Origin of the sequence: Bacillus cereus group sp. MYBK15-3 (assembly GCF_051916765.1) — a bacterium.
Lineage (GTDB): Bacteria > Bacillota > Bacilli > Bacillales > Bacillaceae_G > Bacillus_A > Bacillus_A cereus.
The window spans coordinates 266,820-285,583 of the sequence record NZ_JBQAHG010000005.1; the positions used below are offsets into that span (position 1 = coordinate 266,820).

Here is an 18,764-nt window from a genome sequence, read left to right on the forward strand (position 1 = left end):
TGTTCCAACATATGGACAGCCTTTTCCTCTATTTCTTTACTTTTCTAACTCGCCCTCTTATTTCTCCTCTTTTTTGTGATTTCGTATGGACATTAACATATACATTTGCTTGAATAATTTCTTGAAGTAAATGTACGAATGATTTCCCTTGTAAAGGTCCCTCAAAATCCTCTACATTCACTACACCAGTAATACTTCCCTCGTTCAAGCTAATCCCTTGCTCCAGTGGACCATACAAATATAAAACAACAGGACCAATTTGAGTAGACTTCCCTAAATGAATTTGACACGATGTAACCTTTTCTATATTTTTTAGTATTACTCTGTAATGCAATTTCGTTAAATCATCACTAAAAATAAACTCTGCTACCCCAAAAGCTTCTGTATTTACAGGAGGCACTTCCCTCTTACCTGTTAACCTGGCAAAGAAATGTGTTGTCATAAGGCATTCTCCTTATATAAATTTCCCAGCACTACTTCTACTACTTTATGGTTTAGACATAATCATTTATGACTTTTTCAATTTTAATTACAAAGAAAAGATTCACAAAATCTTTACATTAGATTTGTTCCTTTTGCTTTACCACTTCTTGTATAATGCACATAGCAAAAACATTCTAGGAGGTTATTTTGAAAAAAAACAAATACACCTTTCACACATTATTAGAGATTTTTCTCGTCTCATTTAAATTAGGACTTACTTCATTCGGCGGTCCTGTCGCTCATCTTGGTTATTTCCACCACGAATACGTGCAAAAAAGAAAATGGATGGATGAACGAAGCTATGGAGATTTAGTAGCACTATGTCAATTCCTTCCCGGTCCTGCCAGCAGTCAAGTCGGTATGGGGGTTGGATTATTACGGGGCGGGCTTTTAGGAGCTATTATTTCATGGATTGGATTCACTTTACCGTCTGTCCTTGTTTTAGTTTTCTTCGCCTCATTCCTTAATCAGTTCGATCTTGGGAGTGCTGGCTGGATTCATGGACTAAAACTTGTAGCAGTCGCTATTGTCGCTCACGCCATATGGGGAATGGCGCAAAAGTTAACTCCAGATCGCAACCGTGCGACGATTGCGATTGTAACTGCCGCAATCGCCTTATTATGGCCAAGTAGCTGGACGCAAGTGATCCTCATTATAATATGTGGCTTTATCGGTTGGTTTTTATATCGCAACCAACCAATTAGCCAATCTCAAAATATAAGAGTACCTATTTCAAAAAAGATAGCAGTTTCTTGTCTCGTCTTATTCTTTGGACTATTACTACTGCTACCAATATTAAGACCGTTCTCTTATTACATCGCTTTATTTGACAGTTTCTATCGCTCTGGCGCACTTGTATTTGGAGGAGGACACGTCGTGCTGCCCCTTCTTGAAGGTGAGTTCGTACAAAACGGAATGATGACGAAAGAACAGTTCCTAGCTGGATACGGATTAACACAAGCAGTACCAGGACCACTATTTACATTCGCCTCTTATATAGGAGCAGTGTTAAACGGGACGCTTGGGGCAATAATCGCAACAATTGCGATTTTCCTCCCTGCTTTCTTACTCGTTATTGGTGTTTTACCATTTTGGAACAATGTGAGAAAAATATCATTCATACAAGGCGCACTACTTGGTGTTAACGCCGCAGTTGTTGGTATTTTAATTGCCGCTTTTTACGATCCCATTTGGACGAGTACAATTATAAATGCTTCAGATTTCGTTTTCGCTTCGCTTCTTTTTTGCTTACTAGCTTTTTGGAAAGCACCGCCTTGGGTTATCGTTATACTTGGAGCTTTTGGCGGATATATTCTATCCATTTTGTAAATAAAAAACGACGGCATGATGTAGCCGTCGTTTTTCTATTAAAACTTCACAAGTTCTATCCCTTCAGGCAACTCACTCTCTGTTAAAATACGCAATTCCTTCACACGATCCATTACGTAAGAAGAACGCTTCACAAGCTCTGGATCAATATAAGCTGGATGAACCATAATTTCTACCGTTTGTTCACCTTGTACTCTTTCTTTTAACTTCATAAAGTAATCTTCCGTCACACCATCCGCATAAAAGTCACTGTAAAATACATCAGAAAATGGATGCACCGCTCTATCTTCCCCACAACGACGAATTGGAACATTATATTTAGCTGCTAATCTCTCAAGAACATCGTGTAAGATCGGTAATCCGTGTACATGATGATGACTATCTAAATGAGTTGGTGTTAATCCGTAAGATAGGAATTTCTCAATTTGAGCAGTCCACTCTCTCTCAACTTCTTCTGGATTTATATTCCCTTCCCTTACAACACTTTGTTTATGAAACGATCCGTCGCTACCTACAAGTGATGGTACGTCTCCAAGAAGTGGCTCCCCTGCTGTTAATACGAGATGTACGCCTACTCCGAGTAGGTTATACTCTTTCGCTAAGCGTACCGCATGCTCTGTTCCTGGCATATTCATCATCATCGTCGTTGAATTTACAAGTCCATTTATATGCCCATCAATAATGCCGTAATTTGTACCTTCTGTAAGACCGAAATCATCTGCATTTACAATTAACTTAATCATCATAATACCTCCTAATAGAATAAAAAAAGCGGGCTAAATAGCGCCGCTTTTACTTCTCTACCTTTTTAAAGAACTGTGGAAGATACTCTTTATGTGCTTCCAACATTTCATCTAAAATTTGTTTTGCAACTTTATCTGATGGTACAAGTGGATTGATTGTCATAGCAAGCAGCGCCTTATGATAATCCCCTGTAACAGCAGCTTCAATTGTTGTGCGCTCGAATGATTTAATTTGTTGTACTAAACCGCGAACTGGTACTGGAAGATCTCCAACTGCAATTGGTTTTGGGCCTTCTTTCGTAATAATACAGTTCACTTCAACAGCTGAATCATGTGGTAAGCTTGCAATTGTTCCGTTGTTTCGTGTATTAACAGGCTGGATATCACCTTTATTATTGTAAATAGACGTAATTAAGCTACATGCTGCATCACTATAATAAGCTCCGCCACGTTTTTCTAATTGTGGTGGTTTAATATCTAAGTTCGGGTCTTTATATAACTCAAATAAATCATTTTCTAATTGTTTTACTACTTCTGCACGTGTACCTTTTTCAACAGAAGCCTCTTTCTCTTCTTCTAACATTTCACGTGTTTTGTAGTAGTAACGATGGTATGGACATGGAATTGCACGAAGTCCGCGAATAAAGTCTGGTTCCCAGTTAAGCGCTGCGATATTTTCCATCGTAATTTGCTTTTCTGGATCTGTCACAAGCTCTAACACACGATCCATTACACTTACGCCATCTAAGTATACATCTAGTCCGTATACCATATGATTTAAACCTGCGAAATCAACGTGGACACGACTTGCATCTACTTCAAGTAATCTTGCAAGACCCATGCGGATTCCGATTGGAACGTTACATAGACCAACTACTCTTTGAATATTTGTATAACGAAGGACAGCCTCTGTTACCATACCAGCTGGATTTGCAAAGTTAATTAACCATGCATTCGGACAGAGCTCCTCCATATCTTTACAAATATCTAAAATAACAGGAATCGTTCTCAACGCTTTAAATAAACCACCAGGACCATTTGTTTCCTGACCGATTACATCATATTTTAACGGTATTGCTTCATCTTTTGCACGTGCTTCTAATAAACCAACGCGAAGTTGTGTTGTTACGAAGTTAGCATCTTTTAATGCCTCACGGCGATCAAGTGTTAAATGAACCTCAATTGGTAAACCTGATTTTTTCACCATACGTTTCGCTAAGTTACCAACGATTTCTAACTTTTCTTTTCCTGCCTCAATATCTACTAACCAAATTTCACGAACAGGAAGCTCATCATAACGCTTAATAAATCCTTCAATTAACTCTGGTGTATAACTAGATCCACCGCCGATTGTAGCAATTTTAATTCCAGTCATGCTTTATTCCCCTTTCGCTTCAAGCTTTTTATAAAGATCGATAAACTCTGCTGCTAATTCTTTCACTGTAATCGCATTCATTAAATGATCTTGTGCGTGAATTAAAAGAACACTAACCTCTGTTTTTTCTCCTCTTGCTTCTGATTGTATGAGCTCTGTTTGGAAATGATGCGCTTCATTAATCGCTTCTTTCGCCTTTACCATCGCTTCATCTGCTTCTACCATTTTCCCCTGTTTGGCAAATTGAAGTGCCTCCATCGCAAAGCTTCGTGCGTTACCACTATTTAAAATCAATTGGAATGGAATTTGTTCTGCTGTAGTCATCATAATTACCGCCCTCTCTATAAGGTTCAACCGATTTAAATACCCCTTCAGTTTGAACATGTCTATTAAAGTATGAATTTATTAATGATAGTTTAGTGTTCATATAGATGTTTTTCATCTTTTTGAACATGATATAAAGGTAATTGTTCTCACAGACACTGTTGCCTGTGAGAACAATTACTATGTTACATAGGTAAAGAATTACTATTACCTTGTGCTGCTGCTTTTTCAGTACGAACAACTGAACGGTCACATAACACAACGAATGGATAATAAATTACCATTGCAATTACAAAGTTGAATAACTGTAGAATTGCACCAGAAATATGTCCACCTGTTACAAGATAACCACTAATAATTGGTGGTGTTGCCCATGGAATCATCACAACTGTTTTTGGTACCCACCCCATAGATATAGCTGTATAAGAAGTAATTACTAATACAATTGGTGTTAGGATAAAAGGTAAGAATAAAATTGGATTTAAAATAATTGGTGTACCAAATATTACTGGTTCGTTAATGTTAAATGCACCAGGTCCAATTGATAAGCGAGATACACCACGTAATTGTGCACTTTTTGCTACGAGTAATACCACTACTAAGAATGCTAATGTCGCACCAGAACCACCAAGGTATACGAAAGTATCAAAGAATGGTTTTGTAATAATATTTGGAACATCAAATGCAGATGTACCACCTTTGAATAAATTCATATTTTTCTCTAATGCCGGTAAGTATAATGGCTCAATAATACCACCAACGATATTTGGCCCATGTAAACCGAAGAACCAAAGAAGATGAACAAGGATTACAATGATAATTGCACTTGGTAATGTCCCTGCTAAACTTTGCAGTGGTGATTGAATCGTATTAAAAATAAATTCATGAACACTTGTACCAGATAATTTCACTGCTAATTGAATACCTGCAACTACTGTTAAGATAACAAATGCTGGAACTATAGCTGCGAAAGATCTTAAAACTGCTGGTGGTACTCCATCAGGCATTTTAAAAGTAATGTTTCTTTGTACAAAGAAACGGAATACTTCAGTAACAAGGAGTGCCACAATAATTGCTACGAATAACCCTTGTGCACCTGTCCAAGCTAAGTTCAATCCGCCTTCTTTCGGTGTTGTTGGTGTAAGAATAATTAACGCACCAAATGAAATAATACCTGCTGACAAACCATCAACGCCGTAAGATTTTGCTAAGTTATAACTTGTTGTAAATGCTATGATTAGTGCTAGAATCGCGAAAGAACCAGTCCACATTCCGCCGCCGACTTGTTTCCACGTTTCACCAAACAAACCTTTCATGAAATCTTGGAAAACTTCAGATGGAAAACCATTAATTAGTGATGCCAGTGCACCAACTAAAATAAGTGGCATAACTGCAATAAATCCGTCACGGATCGCAGCTAAGTGACGTTGCGATCCGATTTTACCAGCGACAGGAACAATATATTTCTCCATAAATGCAATAAACTTTTGCATTTCGCTTCCCCCCTAATTATTTTTTAAGTGTTAATGCGTGATCTAAAACTGCTTCTCCATTCATCATGCCGTAGTGCATTGGATTGATAACGTCGATTCCAACGTTTTTCTCGTCAGCAAGCGTTTTCATTGAAGAGAGCATATAACGAACTTGTGGTCCTAGTAATAATACATCAGCTTGGTCGATATTGTTTTTTACTGCATCCCCAGATACAGCCCAAATCTTTCCTTCTAGACCGCGAGCTTTTGCAGCCGCTTCCATTTTTGTAACTAGTAAACTTGTAGACATCCCTGCTGAACAACATAATAAAATATTCATTTGAAAATCCCCCTTGTGTAGTATAAAAAATTTATGTTTATTTATTTTTCTTTACGCTATTTATTAATGCAATTAGCGTGCCAACTTTTCAAAACCACTAAAATCAGTGCTTTTTCGAGCATTTTCTTTGTGTGTTAACGCTTTCAATTAGTGTGTCGTCCCAAAAACACACAGTGTGTTATAAAACAACACGCTTTTAACACATAACTGTATGAAAATAGATTAGTGTTTAGTCGTCTAGTTGTGTTTAACATGAAAAAACACTAAAAAAACTTTTTCAATGAAAAATAATTCATTATTTTAACCCACTATTTAGTGAAATAAAAAAACCTTGCATAAGCAAGGTTCATTCATCCACCGACATCTTCCTATATAACTCTACAAACTCACTCGCTAATTCTTTCACCGTAATTGCATTCATTAAATGGTCTTGCGCGTGTACCATTAAAAGAGTAACTTCGGTCTTTTCGCCACCAGCCTCTTTCTGGATAAGCTCCGTTTGTACGCGGTGCGCCTCCTTTAATTCCTCTAGTGCTTCTTGTAATTTAGCTTCAGCTTCTGTAAACTCCCCACGCTTCGCACAATCAATTGCTTCCATTGAACAACTTCTCGCGTTTCCCCCATGCAAGATTAAATGAAAAGCTTTCGTCTCTATCGTATCCATTGTAGTTCTTTACTCCCCCTTTTCTTCCGCCAGTTTTTGTTTATCCCATATTTTTAAGAACGGTAAATAAATGAAGAATGCTAGCGCAAAGTTAACAAGTTGCAAAATAACACCTGAAATTTTCCCGCCCGATCCTAAATATCCACTAAAAAGAATAGGTGTCGTCCAAGGTACAGCGGCCCCACTCGGACGTGCAACCCATCCCCATTCCATTGCAAAGTAAGAAACAATTGTTAGCACGACTGGAACTAATATAAATGGAATTAGTAAAAGTGGGTTCATCACAATCGGCATACCAAAAGTTACCATCTCATTAATATTAAATATACCAGGTGCAATTGACAATCTCCCTAAACTTTTTAATTGTTGACTTCGTGCAAATAGTAACATTCCGACAACTAGAGCAAGCGTTGCACCAGAACCGCCCATATAAATCCATAAGTCAAAAAACTGTGCCGTAATCGTATTTGGTACATCTTGCCCAGCTTGAAAAGCAACTCGGTTTTGATCCATTAACGACAACCAAACGGGGCTCATTACACCACCAACAATAGTAGCACCATGAATTCCACAAGACCAAAGAACATGAACGAGAATAACTGCTATTATCGCGCCCCAAAGACTAGCACCAAGTACACTAAGCGGTTCCTGTAAAATTTGTCCTACAATATTATGGATACTGCCAAAAGAAGTATTTTCTATAATTAAGCGTAAAATCCAAATAACTGTTACAACAATAAATCCTGGAACAAGTGCTACAAATGAACGCGTGACAGCTGGTGGAACTGTCTCTGGCATCTTTATAATTATCTTTTTTTGTACAATAAACCGATAAAGTTCAGTAGATATAAGTGCAATAATCATTGCTACAAATAACCCTTGGCTTCCCATTAATGCAGCTGGGATAGCGCCTTCTACAAGTACACTTTCTTTTGTACTTGGTATAATATATGCAACTTGAAATGGAGTCGCAAGTAAAAACGTCACAAGCGACAATGCCCCGGATGCTAAAGCATCTACTTTATAATACTCCCCAAGTCTGTAAGCGATTCCAAAAACAGCTATTAAAGCCATTATATTAAAAGTTGCACTAACTGGATACCCTAAAGCTCGCTGCCAATTCTCCCCAAACAAACCTGCCATAAAATCGTTATATCCCGGTATCGGCAGTGCACTAATAATGAGGAAAAACGATCCAATAATTAAGAAAGGCATCGTTAAAATAATTCCATCTCGAATTGCTTGTAAATGCCTCTGCTCTGCAACCTTCCCTGCTACCGGCATCACATACTTCTCTAAAAACCGTATCATCTATCCCACTCTCCTCATGGTTTCATTAACAAAGCTGCTTGCAAGATAGCTTCTCCATTACAAAGTCCGTAATGAACAGATTGAATGACATCAACAGGTATCCCTTTATCCTTACATAATTCTTTCATTTTCGGTAATAAATAACGTACTTGCGGTCCAAGTAAAAGAACATCAGCTTTATCAATATGACTATTCACTTCAGAACCTGATACTGCCCAGATTGTTACTTCTATCCCTCTTGCCTCTGCTGCTTTCTCCATCTTTGTAACAATCAAACTGGAAGACATTCCCGCTGCACAGCAAAGTAAAATATTCATCCCGCTTCCCTCCCCCTTTTTCTCTACCTAAGTTATGGTGCACTCCTTGCCACCACTAGGTTACAAATATATATGTCTAGATTTCCTGCTGTATGCCGAGCTTAAAAACAAAAATTTCTTGATTTTCACGCTATTCCATTTATCCGTATTCTCCTAGTAAAGAGGCCCCTAACTCGCTATAATGATTCAGTATGATTTTTTTAATTGATAGGAGGATATATTTATGAAGGCATATCGCTTTCCACTTATTTTATTATCTTCTATCCTAATTGGTGGTTTCATTGGTTATTTCATGGGTGCCGATGCAGTTGCTTTAAAGCCGCTTGGTGACATTTTCTTAAACTTAATGTTTACGATTGTTGTACCTCTAGTGTTCTTTAGCATCGCATCGTCTATTGCTAATATGGATGGATTAAAACGTTTCGGTAAAATTATGTCTAGTATGGCTGGGACTTTCTTATTTACAAGTATTTTAGCTGCTATTTTTATGATTATTGTCGTGAAAGTATTCCCGCCAGCACAAGGTGTTGTACTAGAACTAACACAACCTGACAAAGCCGGTAAAGCTGTTAGTGTTGCAGATCAAATCGTCGGTATTTTAACAGTATCTGACTTCTCGAAGTTACTATCTCGTGAAAATATGTTAGCTCTTATTTTCTTCTCTATCTTAATGGGGATTGCAACTTCAGCAGTTGGCGAAAAAGGAAAGCCATTTGCTACATTCCTACAAGCTGGTGCAGAGATTTCAATGAAGGTTGTATCTTTCATTATGTACTACGCTCCAATCGGACTTGCTGCTTACTTCGCAGCATTAGTTGGCGAATTCGGACCACAACTTCTTGGAACTTACTTCCGAGCAGCAATGGTATACTATCCTGCTTCTCTCATTTATTTCTTTGTATTCTTCACATTCTATGCATACCTTGCAGGTCGCAAACAAGGTGTACAAGTATTTTGGAAGAACATGGTCTCTCCTACAGTTACATCACTTGCAACTTGTAGTAGTGCCGCAAGTATTCCAGCAAACTTAGAAGCAACAAAGAAAATGGGTATTTCTTCAGACGTTCGTGAAACAGTTGTCCTTCTTGGTTCTACTCTTCATAAAGATGGCTCTGTTTTAGGCGGCGTATTAAAAATTGCTTTCTTATTCGGTATTTTCAACATGGAATTCGAAGGACCGAAAACATTAGCAATCGCACTTGTTGTTTCTCTATTAGTAGGAACAGTAATGGGCGCTATTCCAGGCGGCGGTATGATTGGTGAAATGTTAATCGTTTCTTTATATGGCTTCCCGCCAGAAGCATTGCCAATTATCGCAGCAATCAGTACAATCATTGATCCTCCTGCAACGATGTTAAACGTAACAGCAGATAACGCTTGTGCCGTAATGACAGCTCGCCTTGTAGAAGGTAAGAACTGGATCAAAAACAAATTTGCTTAATAAATACAAAGAGGATGCTCCAAACGAGCATCCTCTTTCTTTGTTGTTAATCCATTCCGCCACAAATTTGTTAAAACCTTCACAAATATTCCACATCCATTATCCATTCTCCGTACTATAATCATGTATGGAACAGGAGATGGAAATAATGACACAAAGCGCACCAGAATTTAAAGTTTTGCAAAGCATTGCATTTCTCGCTGTCGTTTTGCAAAGTTCCTTATTATATACAATGAATCAAGGAAATGTCTTACTTGAGCAATCCCTCATTATGGGCATGCTATTTAATCTTGCAAAATTCTCAGCACCAGCATTCATATTTATCGTTGGATTTCACTTAATTCGTCACTATACAAAGCAATTAGTATATAAAGAATATATTTCCGAAAAAGCGATACACTTACTCATTCCGTATTTCTTTTGGTCTATTCTTTACTTATTAACAACAAACGATCTTATTACATTACAAAGCGGAATAAAAAGTTTATTACTCGGAACAGCCGCGCCCCATCTTTGGTACGTTATTATGATGTTCCAAATTCACTTATTGTTCCCTTTACTATGCACACTTTTTTATTGGTTTCAAAAACGAACAGAAAATAAAAAAGACATATATAAATATATGACCTTTTTCGCTTGCCTATATTTTCTATTAATGTGGTTCTCTTCTCACTATATTTTTAATGGAGAAAAATTAACAAGTTCAACAATTTTACATTATACAGATCGATCATTTCTATTCTACTCATTCTATTTCGTTATGGGCGGCATTGCCGCTGTAGCACTAAAAACTTGGCGTCTATTCGTCATGAAACATATCCCGCTTATAACAATATTATTTTTCATCTTATTTTTATTCATCAATTATGAGTTGTTTAGTTTTTACGGAGCAAACTCTATTCATTTAACTGTTTCTACCTATTTAAAACCATCTATGTTTTTATATATCGTATGCGAAATTATCATACTGTATGTGTTATCTATTATGATAGTACAGCGTCGGGGTTTCTTATATAAAACGTTACGTTTCATTGGTAATTACACGTATGGTGCTTATTTAGCTCATTTATTCTTCTTGCAACTATGCACAAAACTTCTTTCCTTATTCACACTGCAAGAAAATACTATATTATATAGCCTATTACTATTTGTGTTAACGGCCATTATCTCTATTTCAACAATGGTCATTTGTAGCACAATACTATTTCATACTTGGATTACAGGGCCTTCTCCTACAACAAAGATGAAATGGACGAAGGTTGTATTACGAAAAAATCATAAAAAACTATTCAAGCCATATATTTGATATAATAATACGCATATAAAAAGAAAGCGAGAGACACCTATGATTAATCAAGTTGGACAAATTATGCTATATGTAAATAACCAAGACGAAACAGTACAATTTTGGACAGAAAAAGTAGGGTTCCAAATCATTGCGGAAGAAAATAACGGAAACGGATTCCGCTGGATTGAAATTGCACCGGCGAAAGAAGCAGGAACAAGCATCGTCCTTCACGATAAAGCGTTAATCGCGAAGATGCAACCTGAACTAAACCTAAATACACCTTCACTTATGTTCTTCTCAAATGACTTAGACCGTCTATATAAAGATCTTTCTGAGAAAAATGTCACAGTTGGACAGGTTGTAGATTTACCTACTGGTAGAGCATTCAACTTTGCTGATAATGAAAATAATTACTTTGCAGTAATGGAACGCAAATAAAAAATAAGCTATCCGAAAAATCGGATAGCTTATTTCATTTTAAGAAACTTGTTCTGCATTCGTTTCTCTATGCTGTATATGGCTCGTGATCCAAGCAATTCCACCGGCAACAACGAGATAACATAACAATATTAAAATTTGCATTTGTAATTGCGACCAATCTCCTAAAGAAATAACATCTTGTAATCCTCTAAGAGAATGAGACATTGGGAGAAACTGTCCAATTTTGCTAAGAACAGCTATGTTTAATTCTCCTGGGAAAGTACCTCCGCTCGTCGCTAATTGCAGGACAAGAAGCGTTACCGCTAAGAATTTTCCAACAAGACCAAATACTGTTACTAACATAAGAATAAATGTCATGAACGTAAAGGAAATAACAATACTTGATAAAACAAAAAGTGGCACACTTGCAACTTCTAATTTCATAACTCCTAGCACAACTACATCTACGAGTAGCGCTTGAATGAGTCCAATTAAATATACCAATCCTAGTTTATTGATAAAATGTACCGTTCCGCTTACCTTCATGTTTTGTCTGCGGCCAAGAGGTAAAATATTCGATGCCATAATTCCGCCAACATAAAATGCAAGTGATAAGAAATATGGTGCAATGCCTGAACCGTAGTTAGGAACGTCAGAAACTGTTGACTTCACTAACTGAACTGGCTCTGAGAACATCGTATTGCGTGCATCATCATTACGAACATCCGCTATCTTCTCTGCGCCCTCTCCTAATTTCGTAGAAAGTTCTTTCGCACCATCATCAAGTTTAACAAGTCCATTTGTTAATTTACTAGCACCGTTATTCAGCTCCGTTCCACCACTCGCAAGCTGATTTACACCTTCTTGCAGGGATGTAAATCCATTTCCCCACTTCATAAATCCATCAGCCAAATTCGATGCACCATCTGCTATCTTTTTCGTTCCAGCAGTAGCTTCATTTAACTTAAATCCGAATGTATTCATGCCTTCTTCAATCTTATGTTGACCATCAGTTAGCTTCTTCGCACCTTGTGTCAATTGTTGTTGGCTACTATTTAAAGTACTTGTTGCTTTAGCTAGTCCATTAGACGTAGCAACAATTTTTTGAAAAGCGGGATCTTGCTGCACTTCTGGATGATTTTTCACGTACTCTTCTAATTGTTGTTTCACACTATTAGCCGCCCCATCCGCTTTTACTTGCCCTTCAGCAAGCTTCTCACTTCCGCTCACCCATTCATTTGTACCAGCACTTAATTCACTAACTCCTGATTGTAACGTTTTTTCACCTTGTGCTAATAACTCCATACCACTATGAAGTGATGTCGCTCCTTGACTCAGCTCATTTGCTCCCCCCGTTAAGGCAGATTGGCTAGACTCAAGCTTGTCACTTCCTTCTTTCAATTTCGATGTCCCGTCACTTAAACGATCAATACCATTCGCAAGCTGATTCGCTCCATTTTTTGCATCGGTCGTTCCTTCATGTAACTTCTCAGCACCATTACTTGCATCACTCAACCCTTGTGCCAAATCTTGAAACTTTGAAAAAACACCTTCTGTATATGATTTCGTAATACTGTTTGAGATTTTTGTTTTCATATTTTCAACAGCTGTCGTTCCAATTTGAGCCGCTACAAAGTTTTTACCTGGATTTACTTTGTACTGCAACTTTGCTGGCTCTGGTTTCTCATCCATAAGTGTACTTACCTTTTTAGAGAAATCTTCCGGAATCGTAACAACCATATAATATTTATCTTCTTTTAACCCTTCATCCGCACTTTTTTCTGATACGAAATGAAAAGCCAATTCCTTATTCTCTTTTAAATTTTTAACAAAATCGTCTCCTGCATGAATTGTTTTTTCATCCATCGCAGCACCCTTATCTAAATTCACAACCGCAACAGGTAATTTATCTAATTTTCCGTACGGATCCCAATATCCAGCTAAAAAGAATCCTGAATAAATTAACGGAACGATTAATAAAAAAATTAAAGCGATACGTCCATGTTTATGGTGCCACATCGCTTTCCAATCTTTAAATATAAGTTTAATTCCCTTCATGAAACATACTCCTCTTCTAATTTAACACCCTTCGAATGGTTTAACAGATTTACTATACACGTCACTTTACATACTGTATAATACATCTTTAATTATTAATTCATTCCTTTTGGTCTATAGAAAGGAGACTCGAAATGGAACTGCTCCAGTTAAAATACTTTCAGACAGTTGCACGACTAGAACACATGACAAAGGCAGCTGAAGAATTGCATATCGCGCAACCTTCACTCAGCAAAACAATCGCTAGACTCGAAAAGGATTTAGGAGTCCCTTTATTTGATCGCCAAGGCCGACAGATTACTTTAAATTCTTTCGGAAAAGTATTTTTAAAACGAGTAGAACGTATTTTTCATGAATTAAGCGAAGGGCAACGAGAAATTAAAGATTTAGCCGAATTACAACAAAGCTCTATTACACTGGCCGTTTCTATTCCGAGAATATTACCAGAACTACTTGGCTCTTTTTTACTAGAACATCCTAACGTTCGATTCCAACAATTTCTTGCATCCACTCCTTCTATGAAACGACAACTAGATAATATAGAAATTGACTTTTGTATCTCCTCTGTGCCAATTGAAGGTGAGGAGATTGTTTGGGAACCACTTATTACAGAAGAAATTTTCTTAGTCGTCCCTTCAGGCCATCGTTTATCAGGCCGAGAAAATATCCACCTGCATGAAGTAAAAAACGAACCGTTTATTAGTATGAACACTGGCTATGGATTTCGACACTTAACGGATGGATTTTGCAAAGAAGCTGGTTTCACTCCGCATATTGCTTTTGAAGTAGATGAACCGACCGTGATTAGCGACCTCATTAAGCAAGGTCTCGGCATCGCTTTTGTTCCAAGTTTAACTTTATTAAAAAACTCTACTTTAGCATCAAGCAAGTTGCGTATTATTGAACCCAATTGTCAGCGAACCATCGGATTAAGTTGGTCAAAAAAACGCTACTTATCAAAAACAGCTCAGCAATTCCGTGAATTCGTGATTGATTACTTCTCCAACATTAGGACGTAAAATTATATCAACAAATAAAAGTTGCCACCCTCATATGGTGGCAACTTTTATTGTTCACTCTTTTTTAATTCCATTTCAGCTAAAAGTGGTAGTACATTATCAAAAATATGCGTATTATTATTTTCACCTGTTACATATCCACCGTAATATCTACTAAATACGTTATCATTTCGGAATGTGGCCATATGATCATACAATTCTTTCGCAAACTTTTTATCACCTGTTTGTAGTACGTACAAAATCGTTAATCCGTATGCGGCTGGCGATTCATAATTCACAGTTTGTTTTCCCGTTTCTAAATTGTAACGACCGTATAGCTTTCCATCCTCCTGGAATTTCTTCTTTATAAATTCCAAATAAGCAGTTGATGAAAGACCACCTAAACTTCGATGATATGCAACGTATGATTGGTCAATAAGATTCACTTCTTTATCGTACGTAAATGTACCATCTTCTTTATACTCTTTCGGGAATGCCCAGCCATGCCTTGGATAGTCCGCTAAAAATTGAACGACTTCCTGATATTGCTGAGCAGAAACTTTGTCGTACTTCTTCATATAGGAGAATGCACGTGGATTTATGTATGATGTTGTTACAAAATTATTTTGTTTCCCTGCATCTGCATCATAATAATCAACATAATAATTATCTTTTTTATTATAACGAAGTACAGCATCACTTAATTGATCGGCAAGGTTTTTATAACGCTCTTCCTTATACATTTCATAAGCACGATATAATTGTTCTATAATACGAAGATCATCTATAAGTGCATTTGTAGCTGACTGCCTCTCTCCCTTTTCAGAGAGTTTCCATAAAACGATATGATTCTTATATACGAAATTATCTTGAATAACCTTTACTTGCTCATCAAATAACGCCTGATCATCTTTATCAAGTGTATATTGTAACCATAATCCCGCTGATTCTGATAAAGCTTCACGTCCCTTTGCTTCACCCGTACCTGCCTTAGTATCTACTAAACGGTACGTGGCAAGCGTTCCATTGTCATTCACCATATGTCTTAAAATAAAATTTTCTGTACGGTTTCCTTGTAAAGCTGACCAAAATACAATTCCACCTAAAGCGATCAAGAAGATAATTCCAATCCCTATATATAAACGTTTCCGCAATCTTTTCACCTCCCTAGTAAGGCTAACCTTAATTTTATCAGAACATACATAAATTTAAAAAAGACAATCCACTAGATTGTCTCCCCCATTTCTATCCCTCGTAAACCTCTTTAGAAGGTTTATATAGCGATTGTACAAGCCGATCATATTCACGACGTGTAATCTCTTTATTATATAGCTTCAATAATAAATCTCTATGCTCTTTTGAAAATGCCATCTTTTTAATGACTTCAGGATACATAAAACACCCTCTCCATTTCACATAAACTTCTTCTTTTTGAAAAATAGAACTTATGTTCGCATAAAAGATTATAAAAGATTCCTGTAAAAAAAACAAACAAAACATGAGAAACTATTTATTTCTTTCTATTCAAAATATTACAACATTATATTATCATATTCACTTTTTAAATACATATATATTTTTGGTAGTTTTTTTGAATAAATCTTCCAATTCAATCAGAAAATAATGGCAAAAAAGAAGAGGAGTTTACATATGGATACGGTAACATTAGCAAGAGCATTTTTTGGTTCTTCATTAGCATTCCACATTATTTTTGCAACACTTGGCGTCGGACTTTCATTGATGATTTTTATAAGCGAAATACTCTATCACTGGAAGAAAGACTCCGACTATGCCATTATGGCGAAAAGATGGACAAAGGCGTTTGCTATTCTTCTCGGTGTAGCAATTCCAACTGGAACAATTGTTGGTGTGCAAATCTCACTTCTTTGGCCTGGTTTCGCCAAAATTGTTGGGCAAGTTATTTCTGTTCCCTTCCAAATTGAGATTTTCGCCTTCTTTTTGGAGGCTTTATTCATGTCGATTTACGTATATGCAGCTGATAAACTTCCTCCATTTATGAGATTAATCTCGCTATTTTTCGTCATGCTTGGTGCCACGGCATCCGCCGTGCTTATTACATCAGCAAATACATGGATGAATACACCAGCAGGCTTTTCAATGAATCCAGATGGATCTGTTTTTAACGTTGATCCGTGGAAAGCTTTCTTTAATCCAAGTTTTGGCACAAGTGCATTTCATGTCGTTATTACGGCTTATGCAACCGGTGCGGCTGTCATTGCTTCTATTGCTGGATTTAAATTATTGAAGAAAAATTTAAGTACACGTGAAATTGCTTATCATAAAAAAGGGCTGCTATTAGGGCTTGTCGTTACATTTATTACAGGCGCTACGATGTGGCTTTCAGGACATGAATCAGCGATTGCCTTACATAAACACTCACCTGAAAAACTTGCATCTGCTGAAGCTTTATTTGAAACGACATCACACGCACCGCTATCCATTGGCGGAGTTGTGGATCCTAATACACTTGAACTAAACTATGCACTTGAAATTCCAAACATGCTTAGCTTATTAGTGGGACTAGACCCTAGCACTGTCGTAAAAGGACTAAACGAATTCCCACAAGAAACATGGCCACCATTTTATACACATACACTATTCAACTTAATGGTAGGAACTGCTGCGTTTACCTTTGCTGTTGCAACAATTGCACTCTTATATTGGTATTTCGTGTACCGAAAAAAGGGAACAGAACTACCGAAGTGGCTACTTTGGGGGGCTGCCGCATGCGGACCAATTATGATGCTCGGTATTGAATTCGGATGGATTTTCAGTTGTAGCGGTCGTCAACCATGGACAATTTATGGTATGCAACGTACCGTCGATGCATCTACACGCGCCGATTTCGTCGGTCCTTTATTTGTTTTGTTCATCATTTTGTATATTGGACTCGCTATTTTAACAGTCATTGTTCTACGGACATTCTTTAGAAGACATCCATTAAAGAATGATTTACAACACCAAGGAGGCGATTCTCATGTATGAGGAAAGTATTGCAATCATCATCTTATGGGCCCTTATTTTCGTATACAGTATACTAGGGTCCATTGATTTTGGCGCTGGTTTTTGGGGCATGGTATACGCAAAACATCCGACGCTCGCTGCTAAACTTGCGAATCGATACTTATCACCAACTTGGGAAGTAACAAATACGTTTCTCGTTTTCGTCGTTGTCGCATTTCTCGGCTTCTTTCCGAAAGCGGCCTTTACTCTTGCGACAGTAATGTTCGTACCAGTTATGTTAATTTTAGTGCTCATTGCAGTACGTAGTACATTTATGGTATTTGCTTACTCCTTGCCAAAATATCAATACCTTCTTCGGGTTATTTCAGGTATTACTGGTCTATTAATTCCAGCACTATTAATTACCGTTTTACCCGTTACAGAGGGAGCCTATATTACAATGTCTGAAGGAAAGGAAGTACTCCTATATGGAAAACTTCTTTCTAGCCCAGTTATCTACTGTTATATGCTCTTCGGACTAACTTCTGAACTATTTCTCTCCTCTCTCTTTCTTGCTGATTTTTCGAGAGAACAAAGTTCAGAAGATACGTATAGAATTTATAGAAGAAATGCTATCATCCTTGGTCCTGCAACGCTCGTTACGGCAATTATTGCCCTCGTTGTAATGGATCCAGAAACACATTGGCTTATGCAAGGATTAATAAAGCAATTCCCATGGTTTACAGTTTCTATTGTTTTATTCGTTATCGGATACTCGTCCCTTTGGTGGACAAACAAAAAGTACAATACACTAGGATACCCTCGCATTGCCGTTTTAGCTGTCGTCGCTCAATATGCATTTGCAAGCTATGCTTACGGGGTCGCGCATTTACCGTATATTATTTATCCTGACGTAACGGTATTTACAAGCTTTACAACGAAAGAAACGTTCTATGCACTGCTCATTCTATACGCAATTGGGATTGCAATTTTATTACCAGGATTTATTTTCTTCTGGAACTTATTCTTGAAGGATCGTACTTTTTTGAAAGAAAAATAATATAGCATTGGAGTCTGTTCCAAAAGGCATTTTGGGATGGGCTCCTTTTTTCATGTTTTGTCGATAAGTCGATATATTTTAAAAATCGCTGATATATTTTAACTTGCGCCGATATATTTCAATAATCGCTGATATATTTTTAGTTGCGCCGATATATCTCAATAATCGCTGATATAT

The 18,764-nt window shown here is 37.2% G+C and carries 19 protein-coding genes; 7 read left to right on the forward strand and 12 right to left on the reverse strand.

Going from position 1 to position 18,764, the window contains the following annotated elements:
- Window positions 1-28 precede the first annotated feature (28 nt).
- Complete coding sequence (exsM, locus tag ACTFR8_RS21340; RefSeq protein WP_000207046.1) at window positions 29-442, reverse strand: exosporium regulatory protein ExsM; 414 nt, start codon at window positions 440-442, stop codon at window positions 29-31.
- A gap of 188 nt (window positions 443-630) precedes the next feature.
- Here exsM and ACTFR8_RS21345 point away from each other — a divergent pair, with 188 nt between their 5' ends.
- A complete protein-coding gene (locus ACTFR8_RS21345) occupies window positions 631-1,812 on the forward strand; it encodes a chromate transporter (RefSeq protein ID WP_100619744.1) in 1,182 nt (393 codons plus the stop codon).
- A gap of 38 nt (window positions 1,813-1,850) precedes the next feature.
- Here ACTFR8_RS21345 and chbG read toward each other — a convergent pair whose 3' ends face one another.
- The 8 genes from chbG to ACTFR8_RS21385 all read right to left on the reverse strand — a co-directional run bounded on the left by chbG (window position 1,851) and on the right by ACTFR8_RS21385 (window position 8,358).
- A complete protein-coding gene (gene chbG, locus ACTFR8_RS21350; RefSeq protein WP_000593487.1) occupies window positions 1,851-2,555 on the reverse strand; it encodes a chitin disaccharide deacetylase in 705 nt (234 codons plus the stop codon).
- A gap of 49 nt (window positions 2,556-2,604) precedes the next feature.
- Window positions 2,605-3,930, reverse strand: coding sequence for a 6-phospho-beta-glucosidase (gene celF / locus ACTFR8_RS21355; protein ID WP_097918901.1), 1,326 nt, complete (start codon window positions 3,928-3,930; stop codon window positions 2,605-2,607).
- A gap of 3 nt (window positions 3,931-3,933) precedes the next feature.
- Window positions 3,934-4,257, reverse strand: coding sequence for a PTS lactose/cellobiose transporter subunit IIA (locus ACTFR8_RS21360; RefSeq protein WP_000989059.1), 324 nt, complete (start codon window positions 4,255-4,257; stop codon window positions 3,934-3,936).
- Window positions 4,258-4,439: 182 nt separating this feature from the next.
- A complete protein-coding gene (gene celB, locus ACTFR8_RS21365; RefSeq protein WP_001168837.1) occupies window positions 4,440-5,747 on the reverse strand; it encodes a PTS cellobiose transporter subunit IIC in 1,308 nt (435 codons plus the stop codon).
- Between the two features lie 16 nt (window positions 5,748-5,763).
- Window positions 5,764-6,066 (reverse strand): PTS sugar transporter subunit IIB, encoded by a 303-nt coding sequence (locus tag ACTFR8_RS21370; RefSeq protein ID WP_001023563.1) that lies wholly within the window; start codon window positions 6,064-6,066, stop codon window positions 5,764-5,766.
- 346 nt (window positions 6,067-6,412) lie between these two features.
- On the reverse strand, window positions 6,413-6,730 hold the full coding sequence (locus tag ACTFR8_RS21375; RefSeq protein ID WP_000379645.1) for a PTS lactose/cellobiose transporter subunit IIA: 318 nt from the start codon (window positions 6,728-6,730) through the stop codon (window positions 6,413-6,415).
- 9 nt (window positions 6,731-6,739) lie between these two features.
- The gene (celB, locus tag ACTFR8_RS21380; RefSeq protein WP_252209733.1) at window positions 6,740-8,041 is read right to left on the reverse strand and encodes a PTS cellobiose transporter subunit IIC; all 1,302 of its coding nucleotides are present in this window, start codon (window positions 8,039-8,041) and stop codon (window positions 6,740-6,742) included.
- A 14-nt stretch (window positions 8,042-8,055) separates the two neighbouring features.
- Window positions 8,056-8,358: a PTS sugar transporter subunit IIB gene (locus ACTFR8_RS21385; protein ID WP_001023554.1), complete on the reverse strand. Its 303-nt coding sequence runs from the start codon at window positions 8,356-8,358 to the stop codon at window positions 8,056-8,058.
- 223 nt (window positions 8,359-8,581) lie between these two features.
- On the opposite strand from ACTFR8_RS21385, the gene ACTFR8_RS21390 reads away from it, so the two are divergent.
- The 3 genes from ACTFR8_RS21390 to ACTFR8_RS21400 all read left to right on the forward strand — a co-directional run bounded on the left by ACTFR8_RS21390 (window position 8,582) and on the right by ACTFR8_RS21400 (window position 11,525).
- Complete coding sequence (locus tag ACTFR8_RS21390) at window positions 8,582-9,799, forward strand: dicarboxylate/amino acid:cation symporter (RefSeq protein WP_000649376.1); 1,218 nt, start codon at window positions 8,582-8,584, stop codon at window positions 9,797-9,799.
- Between the two features lie 148 nt (window positions 9,800-9,947).
- A complete protein-coding gene (locus ACTFR8_RS21395) occupies window positions 9,948-11,105 on the forward strand; it encodes an acyltransferase (RefSeq protein WP_252209734.1) in 1,158 nt (385 codons plus the stop codon).
- 39 nt (window positions 11,106-11,144) lie between these two features.
- Window positions 11,145-11,525: a VOC family protein gene (locus tag ACTFR8_RS21400; protein ID WP_000610162.1), complete on the forward strand. Its 381-nt coding sequence runs from the start codon at window positions 11,145-11,147 to the stop codon at window positions 11,523-11,525.
- Window positions 11,526-11,564: 39 nt separating this feature from the next.
- Here ACTFR8_RS21400 and ACTFR8_RS21405 read toward each other — a convergent pair whose 3' ends face one another.
- A complete protein-coding gene (locus ACTFR8_RS21405; RefSeq protein ID WP_100616806.1) occupies window positions 11,565-13,565 on the reverse strand; it encodes a YhgE/Pip domain-containing protein in 2,001 nt (666 codons plus the stop codon).
- Window positions 13,566-13,699: 134 nt separating this feature from the next.
- Between ACTFR8_RS21405 and ACTFR8_RS21410 the strand changes: the two genes are divergently transcribed.
- Window positions 13,700-14,584, forward strand: coding sequence for a LysR family transcriptional regulator (locus ACTFR8_RS21410; protein WP_000421939.1), 885 nt, complete (start codon window positions 13,700-13,702; stop codon window positions 14,582-14,584).
- Between the two features lie 47 nt (window positions 14,585-14,631).
- Here the strand turns inward: ACTFR8_RS21410 and ACTFR8_RS21415 are convergent, their stop codons facing one another.
- Complete coding sequence (locus ACTFR8_RS21415) at window positions 14,632-15,717, reverse strand: hypothetical protein (protein WP_001231654.1); 1,086 nt, start codon at window positions 15,715-15,717, stop codon at window positions 14,632-14,634.
- Between the two features lie 91 nt (window positions 15,718-15,808).
- A complete protein-coding gene (locus tag ACTFR8_RS21420) occupies window positions 15,809-15,958 on the reverse strand; it encodes a hypothetical protein (protein ID WP_000283181.1) in 150 nt (49 codons plus the stop codon).
- A 255-nt stretch (window positions 15,959-16,213) separates the two neighbouring features.
- Here ACTFR8_RS21420 and cydA point away from each other — a divergent pair, with 255 nt between their 5' ends.
- Together cydA and ACTFR8_RS21430 are read left to right on the forward strand one after the other, a co-directional pair.
- Complete coding sequence (gene cydA, locus ACTFR8_RS21425; protein ID WP_000381987.1) at window positions 16,214-17,569, forward strand: cytochrome ubiquinol oxidase subunit I; 1,356 nt, start codon at window positions 16,214-16,216, stop codon at window positions 17,567-17,569.
- Window positions 17,562-18,587, forward strand: coding sequence for a cytochrome d ubiquinol oxidase subunit II (locus ACTFR8_RS21430; RefSeq protein ID WP_000272787.1), 1,026 nt, complete (start codon window positions 17,562-17,564; stop codon window positions 18,585-18,587). The genes cydA and ACTFR8_RS21430 overlap by 8 nt, the downstream gene beginning before the upstream one ends.
- The last annotated feature ends 177 nt before the right edge of the window (window positions 18,588-18,764 follow it).

Bases quoted from the DNA above. Each gene is read 5' to 3' on its own strand.
- exsM (WP_000207046.1), bottom strand. From the start codon at position 442: ATGACAACACATTTCTTTGCCAGGTTAACAGGTAAGAGGGAAGTGCCT.
- chbG (WP_000593487.1), bottom strand. From the start codon at position 2,555: ATGATTAAGTTAATTGTAAATGCAGATGATTTCGGTCTTACAGAAGGT.
- celF (WP_097918901.1), bottom strand. From the start codon at position 3,930: ATGACTGGAATTAAAATTGCTACAATCGGCGGTGGATCTAGTTATACA.
- ACTFR8_RS21360 (WP_000989059.1), bottom strand. From the start codon at position 4,257: ATGATGACTACAGCAGAACAAATTCCATTCCAATTGATTTTAAATAGT.
- celB (WP_001168837.1), bottom strand. From the start codon at position 5,747: ATGCAAAAGTTTATTGCATTTATGGAGAAATATATTGTTCCTGTCGCT.
- ACTFR8_RS21370 (WP_001023563.1), bottom strand. From the start codon at position 6,066: ATGAATATTTTATTATGTTGTTCAGCAGGGATGTCTACAAGTTTACTA.
- ACTFR8_RS21375 (WP_000379645.1), bottom strand. From the start codon at position 6,730: ATGGATACGATAGAGACGAAAGCTTTTCATTTAATCTTGCATGGGGGA.
- celB (WP_252209733.1), bottom strand. From the start codon at position 8,041: ATGATACGGTTTTTAGAGAAGTATGTGATGCCGGTAGCAGGGAAGGTT.
- ACTFR8_RS21385 (WP_001023554.1), bottom strand. From the start codon at position 8,358: ATGAATATTTTACTTTGCTGTGCAGCGGGAATGTCTTCCAGTTTGATT.
- ACTFR8_RS21390 (WP_000649376.1), top strand. From the start codon at position 8,582: ATGAAGGCATATCGCTTTCCACTTATTTTATTATCTTCTATCCTAATT.
- ACTFR8_RS21395 (WP_252209734.1), top strand. From the start codon at position 9,948: ATGACACAAAGCGCACCAGAATTTAAAGTTTTGCAAAGCATTGCATTT.
- ACTFR8_RS21400 (WP_000610162.1), top strand. From the start codon at position 11,145: ATGATTAATCAAGTTGGACAAATTATGCTATATGTAAATAACCAAGAC.
- ACTFR8_RS21405 (WP_100616806.1), bottom strand. From the start codon at position 13,565: ATGAAGGGAATTAAACTTATATTTAAAGATTGGAAAGCGATGTGGCAC.
- ACTFR8_RS21410 (WP_000421939.1), top strand. From the start codon at position 13,700: ATGGAACTGCTCCAGTTAAAATACTTTCAGACAGTTGCACGACTAGAA.
- ACTFR8_RS21420 (WP_000283181.1), bottom strand. From the start codon at position 15,958: ATGTATCCTGAAGTCATTAAAAAGATGGCATTTTCAAAAGAGCATAGA.
- cydA (WP_000381987.1), top strand. From the start codon at position 16,214: ATGGATACGGTAACATTAGCAAGAGCATTTTTTGGTTCTTCATTAGCA.
- ACTFR8_RS21430 (WP_000272787.1), top strand. From the start codon at position 17,562: ATGTATGAGGAAAGTATTGCAATCATCATCTTATGGGCCCTTATTTTC.